Raw genomic sequence first — 8,387 nt, forward strand, 5'->3', positions numbered from 1 at the left:
TGGGGCTAAAGCACTTCGCGTGCCAAACATTTAGGTAGGGTGACAGACATAGGCATAAGCGCTCTACCTGCGGGAATGCAGTTATGAATGTATCTGTAGTTGCGTAGTTCGCGTGCCAGCGAGGTAACCCCTCGCACCCTAAACAGCACCAATTTTTGGAGGAAAGATGTCTGAACGCATCGCCAACGAACTTCTCAAGAGCAAGGTTATGAGCGCGGACGAAGCCGCTCAATTCATCAACAACGGTGATGCCATTGGCATGTCCGGCTTCACAGGCGCCGGCTACCCCAAGGCCCTTCCCACCGCGATCGCTAACCGCGCCAAGGAAGCCCAAAGCAAGGGCGATGAGTACAAGGTAGACGTCTACACCGGTGCCTCCACCGCCCCTGACTGCGACGGTGTGATGGCGGAAGCAGATGCCATCAACTACCGCATGCCATACATGGGTGATCCGTCCCTGCGTAAGTCCATCAACGAGGGCAACGCGCAGTACCAAGACATCCACTTGTCTCACTCTCCGCAGTACATCGAGCATGGATTTCTGCCGATCGACGTTGCGGTCATCGAGGTCACCCGCATAACCGAAGAGGGTCACCTGGTCCCTTCTTCCGGCGTGGGCAACAACGTGGAGTTCCTGGACCACGCAGACAAGATCATCCTCGAGGTCAACTCCTGGCAGTCGCTGGACCTGGAGGGAATGCACGATATCTACCGCATTCAGAAGTTGCCCAACCGCACGCCAATCCCAATCAACCAGCCCGGCGACCGTATCGGTAAGACCTACATCGATATCGACGTCAACAAGGTCGTGGCCGTGGTGGAGACCAACTCGGCTGACCGCAACTCTCCATTCAAGGCGCCCGATGACGTCTCCAAGCAGATCGCAGGCCACTTCCTCGACTTCCTCGAAGGAGAGGTCAAGGCAGGTCGCTTGGCGTACGACGAGTACATCATGCAGTCCGGCGTGGGTAACGTACCGAACGCCGTGATGGCAGGGCTGCTGGATTCCAAGTTCGAAAACATCCGCGCCTACACCGAGGTCATCCAGGATGGCATGTTGGATCTGATCGACGCAGGCAAGATGACAGTCGCCTCGTCCACCTCCTTCGCACTGTCCCCGGAAGCCGCGGAGAAGATGAACGAACAGGCTGCGCACTACGCCAAGCACATCATCCTGCGCCCGCAGCAGATCTCCAACCACCCCGAGGTGGTGCGCCGCATGGGGCTGATCGCCACCAACGGCATGATCGAGGCCGATATCTACGGCAACATCAACTCCACCCACATCGCTGGATCCAAGGTGATGAACGGCATCGGCGGTTCCGGAGACTTCACCCGAAACGCGCTCATCTCCTCGTTCATTTCGCCATCCATGGCCAAGGGAGGGGACATCTCGGCGGTCGTGCCGTTTGCGTCGCACATCGACCACACGGAACACGACGCCATGGTGATCATCACCGAACGCGGTGTGGCTGACCTGCGCGGACTGGCCCCACGCGACCGCGTCAAGAAGATGATTCGGATTGCCAATCCGGAGTACCAGCCACTGCTGGAGGAGTACGTGGAAGCCGCGAACAAGGGCTCTGCGCTGGCTACCCCGCACGACCTCTCGCAGGCATTCGCATTCCACACGCGATTCCTGGAGACGGGCTCCATGAAGAAGTAGCGCGCCGACGTTGCTCGCGTTGGATGAACGCGACGGTTGTAGACGGGTCCTAGTTTCATCGCCAGTTCGGCGATGCGCTAGGATCTGTAGCGTTAACGGGCCTTTAGCTCAGTTGGTAGAGCTGCGGACTTTTAATCCGTAGGTCGTGGGTTCGAGCCCCACAGGGCCCACCGTTTTCCCCCGCCTTAGCTGCGGGGGTGGTGCACGATGAGGATCGTGCGCTGAGGCAGCTCGCCCACCAGCTGCTGTGGATCCAGAAGCAGATCCAGGATTTTTTGAGTGGAGGTATCCACGTGTTCCACCGGCTCATCCAGCAACAGAATGGGTGCGGTGGAGACCAGAGCGCGGGCCAGGATGAGGCGGCGGCGCTGACCGCCGGACAGCGAGGCGTCACCGTCGGCGAGCACGGTATCGAGCCCGTCGTCCAAGCCGCGCACCCACTCGCCGAGCCCCAGGGCATCGGTCACATCACGGATCAAGGCATCTGTGGCCTGTGGGTTTCCTACCGCGATGTTGTCCCGGATCGTGGTGGAGAAGACGTGCTCATCCTCAGCCACGAAACGCACGATCCCGCTGGGAGGCTCCACCGCGTTGCCTTCGAGGAGGATGTGGGAGTAGGGGGAGTTGGCGTCGGAAATAAGAACCGAACCAGAACGCGCGGGAACTAGGCCAGCGAGCGTGCGCAACAGGGTGGTTTTGCCTGCGCCAGACGGCGCGATGATTTCCTTGCGGGTGCCGAATGGCAGGTCCAGATCCCAGCGTTGGAGATCGGAAGTATAGCCCGTGACCAGCTCGTGAGCTTGCAGACTCGGCTGGCGTAGCGGGGGATAGTCGGTGTGGGTAGAGCGTGATTCCTCGACGGCGCGCAGACGTGCCAGGGCAGCACGGGCCTGCGCGAGCGATTCAGCCGCCGCAGGTAGGGCGCCCACCGATTCGAACGCGGCCAGCGGCACCAGAATCAGCACCGTGAGCCACTCCTGCGTGTGCAACGGCGTGCCCGCCGCATCGGTGTACGTCCACAGCGCGATCAGTACCGTCGCAATGGCTGTGAACACCACGCTGGCCTCCGCCACGCCGGCCGAGCGCGCAGTCGCTGGCGCCGGAAGACGCTGCCCTCGAGCTACGGCGTGAGTGGCCGCATGCGCCCGCTCCAACTCGTCCTCGAGCGTGCCGTGAATGCGCAGAGCCGCCGAGTGTGACAGCACGTGATCTACCGCGTGATTGTGCGCGCGGGAGGCCTCGTACTGCGCGTTCTGCGCCCTCACCGTGGCCTTGTAGTGCAGGTATGGTGTTCCGACGCCAGCTACGATAAGCCCCACCGCAAGAGTCAGCGCCGCAGCCGGGGAAAGCAGCGCAACAAAGACGATAGCGATGACGCTGGTGAGAAAAGCCACCGCGCCAGGCACCACCGCGCGGACCACGAGGTCAGTGACGGCGTCAATGTCCCCGCCCAGCCGCGTGAGCACGCTACCGCGCTGCCATCCGGACCACAGGCTGGCCGGTGCGTTGGCGAGTCTGCGCCACAGTGCGGTGCGGGTGCGTCTGCTGCTTTCTAGAGCCACGTCATGGGTGATGAGACGGTCCAGATAGCGAAAGGCGGCGCGAGAAATGCCCAAGGCACGCACCGCAGTGACGGCCACGGTGATGTCCATGATCGGTGGCATCTGCCAGGAGCGCGTGATCAGCCAGGCGGAGACCACCGTGAGCGTGAGCGCGGAGAGGAGTGTGAGCGTGCCCGCCAGTACGGGCAGAACGAGGGTACGGGGGCGGATGCCCAAGGAGCGCAAGAACGAGGAATCCCGGGAAGGTACTGATGCAGAACGTGTCATTTCTTAAACCTCCACGACGAGATCAGCGGCGGCGAGCACCAGCGGATCATGGCTGGCGATGACGACGGTGGATCCAGCATCCGCGTGCTCGCGGATCTGTGTGAGCAGTGCGCGGGCGGAATCTTGATCGAGGTGGGCCGTGGGCTCGTCCAAAACGAGTAGTGGCTTGATCCCGGTGGAGCTTTCCTTCGCGAAGGCGGCGAGTTGGCGCTGCCCGAGCGAGAGTTGGGAGGTATCGCCCATCACCTCGGTATCCAAGACCGGGCGCTGTGGCAGATAAGTGCACCGCTGCCAGATTTCCGGGCCGTGGAGTGTACGGGTGTCACTATCGACGCTGACGTGTCCGGCGATGTCCTCCGTGACGATGTCCAGGGCGGCCAATAGCGCGGTGGACTTTCCGGAGCCGTTCGGCCCTGCCAGCACCGTGATGCGTCCGGGCTCTGCGGTAGCGGAGAGATCACGGGGACGGTTGCCGTCTCGTCCGGCGGCGGAAAAGTGATGGAAGTGCACCGTCAGCGGAGCTGGGGCGGCACTTGCGTTGGTATCGGCGGGAGTGGAGGTGCTTGGAGTTGGCGTCGAAGAATCCAACAAATCCAACACGGTGGTAGAGGCAAACACGCCATCCTGCGAGTCGTGGAAACGCCGGCCCACCTCGCGGACGGGGCCATAGACCTCAGGAATGATGATGAGCACCGCCAGCCCGGCACCGAAGGTCATATCGCCTGCGAGCAGACGGAAACCGATGCCCACAGCCACCAAAGCCACAGACAGCGTGACCAAAAACTCCAGCGCCATGCTGGACAAAAACGCGATGCGCAGCACGGACATGGTGGAACGCTTATGTGCGTCCGAAAGACGCTCGATCTCCGCGGTGGGGCTGTCCAGCATGCCGTGTGCACGCAGCGTGGGCAGGCCGCGAATCAGGTCAAAGATCTGCTCGCGGATCAAGCCGACATCGCGCAAACGTGCCTCGGTGCGTCCTTCTGTCAGCAAGCCGATCAGCCACATAAACAGTGGAACTAACGGCAACGTAACCACCGCGATCAGCGCAGACGAAGGATCCAAGTAGGCCACCGCGGCCAGTGCCAGGGGAGTGGCCAATGCGGTGGCTAGCAGCGCGGGGAGGAAGCCCGAAATGTAGTGGGTTAATCCATCCAGACCAGTGCCGAGGATCGTCCGCCACGGGGCGGAATGCAAGAAGCGGGGATCGCGCCGGGAGAGTACGGACAAGGCATCGACTCGAAGGTCCGCGATGACCCCCGCCGCAGCGGAAAGACCAAAACGGGTCTGAGCCCACGCAACGACAACCCGGATCGCGGCGAAGGCGGCCAGTGCGACCAGTGAACCGGTGTTCTGCGCGAACAATTCGGATCCAGGCAGCGGTTGCTCGGCCACGCGAGCCACCAGCTGACCTGCAACGATGCCAATTCCGATGGTCGCTAAGCTGCGTACCACCACGAGGATCGCTGACAGGATGATCCAGGACTTAGCCGCCCGGGAGCGGGACAGAAGCCGAGGATCAAAAGGGGCGCTAGCCATGGCCTAGTAACCCGCAGACGAATCCGCCAGGGCCTGCGGATCAGCAGAAATGCGTTTGCGGAACACCCAGTACGTCCACGTCTGATAACCAATGACCAGGGGCGTAACCACCAGCGCGGACCACGTCATGATCCGCAGCGTGTACGGGTTGGACGCTGAGTTCCAAATGTCCAGCGATACACCGCCTTCCACCGTGGACGGCATGAGAAACGGATATAGGGAGCCGAACAGCAACACAGTCGTAGACAGGACAGCCAGAGAACTGGTGAAAAACGCCCATCCATCGCGGTTGCCCAGTGCAGCCAGAACGCTGGCCACCACACACACCAGAGCAATGCCGGTAGCGATCCATGTCCAGTCCTTGCCAAATGCCAGTTGCGTCCACACTGCGAAGCCGCCACAGAACAGCACTGTGAGTCCGGCAGAAACTGGGAGTGCGGCGCCGATGTGCTCCCGCAGCGTGCCGGTGGTCTTCAGCCGCAGGAAAGCCACGGCGTGGAGTACAAACAGCGCGCTAAAAGCGAGGCCACCCAGCAGCGCATAGGGGTTGAGCAGAGCCAGTAGATCAGAAAAACCTGTGGCCATTTGCTTGTTCTCATCGATGCGCACGCCGCGCACCAGGTTGGCCATGGCGATACCCCACAACACGGGCGGGAGCCAAGAGCCGAAGATGATGCCGGCATCGCACAACGAGCGCCAACGTTCCTCCTGCACCTTGGATCGCCATTCCAGCCCCACCACGCGTACGATCAGCGCCAGCAGGATGAAAAACAGCGGCAGGTAGAAGCCGGAAAACATCGTGGCGTACCACTCTGGGAACGCAGCGAATAGCGCACCGCCAGCGGTGATAAGCCAGACCTCGTTGCCATCCCAGACCGGGCCGATCGTGTTGATCATGGCCTTACGTTTCCGCTCCTCCCTGCCCAGAATGGGCAGCAGCATGCCCACGCCGAAATCGAAGCCCTCCAGCAAGAAGTAACCGGCGAATAGCACGGCGACCAGGATGAACCATAAGACGGGAAGTTCTACACCAAACATGATCGTGATCTCCTAAGCCTGGTCCGTACCGGATTGGTCTGTGTGGGGTTCGTCTGTGTTGGGACTGTCCGCGTCCGCATCCGCACGGGAGGTGCCCCCACCTGCGCGGGAAAAACGCACTGGTTCCGGAATCTTGGCACCGAACTGCGTGGCCGTGGGGGTCGCTGGTCCTGGAGATTGAGAGCCGCCGGAGCCATCGAACGTCGGCGCATCATCGTCTGGCGGGCCAGCGATGACGATCCGACGTAACAGCCAGAACCACAGCACCGCCAAGCCCAGATACAGCAGTGTGAAGCCAATCAGCGTGACCCACACCGTGGCCGCGGAGTGATTGGATACACCCATGTCCACCGTCATCCGGATCAGTTCCGTCCGTGGGTCACCCTTGCTTTCTGGGTTGGGGTGCACAATCCATGGTTGGCGGCCCATTTCGGTGAATACCCATCCAGCGGAGTTGGCCAAGAAGGGGAATGGAATGGCCAGCAAACAGCCCAGGCTAAAGATGTGCGCCCACTTGCCCTTGGGCACTCGGCCGCTTCGGGTGAATAGCCACGCGAAGAATGCCAACGCGAGGGATCCCGCCATCAAGCCGATCATCATGCGGAAGGCCCAGTAGGTCACGAACAGGTTGGGCGAATACAGTCCCGGCCCATACAGCGCCTCCGCCTGAGCCTGCAGGTCCTGCACACCCTGCAGGGTTACGCCAGAGAACTTCCCCTCGGCCAAGAACGGCAGCACCCACGGCAGTTCGATCAAGTGCATGACGGAATCACAGTTGTTGTGCGTGCCCACCGTCAGCACGGAGAACATTGGATCACTGGTGGTGTGGCACAAAGACTCCGCAGAAGCCATCTTCATTGGCTGCTGAGAGAACATCAGCTTTGCCTGGCTGTCACCCGTGAGAACCAGGGCCACAGCGCTGACGATCGTGGTCCAGAAACCCACCCGCATCGCAGAGCGGTGGGTGGCTTCCTGCGGGGAATGTGGACCGTGGTTGCGCTGTTCCCGAACCAACCACCACCCACCGACACCCAGGACGAGCGTGCCGGCGGTGAGGAAGGAACCGGCAACCGTGTGCGGAAACGCAGCTAACGCGGTGGGGTTGGTCAGCAGTGCGCCGAAGTCATTGAGCTCCGCGCGGCCAGTCTCCGGGTTGTATAGCGCGCCCACCGGATGCTGCATGAAGGAGTTGGCCACGATGATGAAGTAGGCAGAGACGTTCACCGCCACCGCGACCACCCAAATACACAGCGTGTGCAGCCACGCGGGGATCCTGCCCCAACCGAAGATCCACAGTCCTAAGAACGTGGACTCAAGGAAGAAAGCAATCAAACCCTCCAGAGCCAACGGGCCGCCGAAGACGTCGCCGATCATGCGCGAGTATTCGGACCAGTTCATGCCGAACTGGAACTCCTGCACGATGCCCGTGGCCACGCCCATGGCGAAGTTGACCAGGAAGATCGTGCCGAAGAAGCGGGTGGCCCGGTACCAATGCTGCTTCTTTGTGGCTAGCCACAAGGTCTGCATGAGCGCGACCAGCGGGGCCAGGCCAATGGTGAGGGGGACGAAAATGAAGTGATAAACGGTGGTGATGCCGAATTGCCAACGTGAGATGTCTACAACATCCATGACGATCGTGCCTTCTTACATCGAAGCGAAAGTGCGGTTGCCTCTGTGGTGTGCGGCGATCCAGCTGGCGGTATGTGATGCACAGCGAAGATCCTTCTAATTTAATAGTCGTTTGCGGGCAAGCGATAGTTCCGAGTTGTGCAATGAATGTGTATCGGGGGTGATGTGGATGCTGTGAACTGCTGATTTGTTCCCGTTCCTAGCCTTGGTTTAGACTAAGCGAGCTGTTAAACGACGCGCATGCGCAGGTGTGTGCTGACTTTGGCATTGCTCCCATCGTCTAGAGGCCTAGGACTCCGCCCTTTCACGGCGGCAACACGGGTTCGAATCCCGTTGGGAGTACGGCCCTGTGGCGCAGTTGGTTAGCGCGCCGCCCTGTCACGGCGGAGGTCGCGGGTTCAAGTCCCGTCAGGGTCGCCATCTTTTACCGGGTGGAACACTTTACATAGTGTTCCACCCGGTTTTGTTTTCCTTGTTTTCTTCTTCTCGACGCCATGCTTGTCGCCTCTTCTGCGGGATTCTAAGGAACAGGATTTTGTCACCACCAGCGGATTTGTAGGTGATCGATAGGTCTGTGTAAAGTATCGGTTCGTGCACAAAACGCGCTGCTAACGTAGCGAATAATGTGCGTGGCCCTGTGGCGCAGTTGGTTAGCGCGCCGCCCTGTCACGGCGGAGGTCGCGGGT

Annotated in this window: 5 protein-coding genes and 3 tRNA genes; 4 read left to right on the forward strand and 4 right to left on the reverse strand. The window is 61.0% G+C overall.

Annotation, left to right across the window (positions count from 1 at the left end; all coding sequences use genetic code 11):
* The first annotated feature begins 166 nt into the window (after nt 1-166).
* Together IM764_RS06700 and IM764_RS06705 are read left to right on the forward strand one after the other, a co-directional pair.
* On the forward strand, nt 167-1,666 hold the full coding sequence (locus IM764_RS06700; RefSeq protein WP_194187353.1) for an acetyl-CoA hydrolase/transferase family protein: 1,500 nt from the start codon (nt 167-169) through the stop codon (nt 1,664-1,666).
* Between the two features lie 97 nt (nt 1,667-1,763).
* Nucleotides 1,764-1,836, forward strand: a tRNA-Lys gene (locus IM764_RS06705).
* A gap of 15 nt (nt 1,837-1,851) precedes the next feature.
* On the opposite strand, the gene cydC is transcribed toward IM764_RS06705, so the two are convergent.
* From cydC to IM764_RS06725, 4 genes are read right to left on the reverse strand one after another with little or no spacing between them, the layout of a single operon-like run.
* A complete protein-coding gene (gene cydC, locus IM764_RS06710) occupies nt 1,852-3,495 on the reverse strand; it encodes a thiol reductant ABC exporter subunit CydC (RefSeq protein WP_194187354.1) in 1,644 nt (547 codons plus the stop codon).
* Nucleotides 3,496-3,498: 3 nt separating this feature from the next.
* Nucleotides 3,499-5,034, reverse strand: coding sequence for an ABC transporter transmembrane domain-containing protein (locus tag IM764_RS06715; RefSeq protein WP_194187355.1), 1,536 nt, complete (start codon nt 5,032-5,034; stop codon nt 3,499-3,501).
* A gap of 3 nt (nt 5,035-5,037) precedes the next feature.
* The gene (cydB, locus tag IM764_RS06720; protein ID WP_194187356.1) at nt 5,038-6,072 is read right to left on the reverse strand and encodes a cytochrome d ubiquinol oxidase subunit II; all 1,035 of its coding nucleotides are present in this window, start codon (nt 6,070-6,072) and stop codon (nt 5,038-5,040) included.
* A gap of 12 nt (nt 6,073-6,084) precedes the next feature.
* On the reverse strand, nt 6,085-7,701 hold the full coding sequence (locus IM764_RS06725; protein WP_099298053.1) for a cytochrome ubiquinol oxidase subunit I: 1,617 nt from the start codon (nt 7,699-7,701) through the stop codon (nt 6,085-6,087).
* A 269-nt stretch (nt 7,702-7,970) separates the two neighbouring features.
* Here IM764_RS06725 and IM764_RS06730 point away from each other — a divergent pair.
* Both IM764_RS06730 and IM764_RS06735 read left to right on the forward strand, forming a co-directional pair.
* Nucleotides 7,971-8,043, forward strand: a tRNA-Glu gene (locus tag IM764_RS06730).
* Nucleotide 8,044: 1 nt separating this feature from the next.
* Nucleotides 8,045-8,121 (forward strand) — tRNA-Asp (locus IM764_RS06735).
* Nucleotides 8,122-8,387: the final 266 nt, after the last annotated feature.

The sequence above is a fragment of the Corynebacterium sp. ED61 genome, from assembly GCF_015233855.1.
In the GTDB taxonomy this organism is placed as follows: domain Bacteria; phylum Actinomycetota; class Actinomycetes; order Mycobacteriales; family Mycobacteriaceae; genus Corynebacterium; species Corynebacterium dentalis.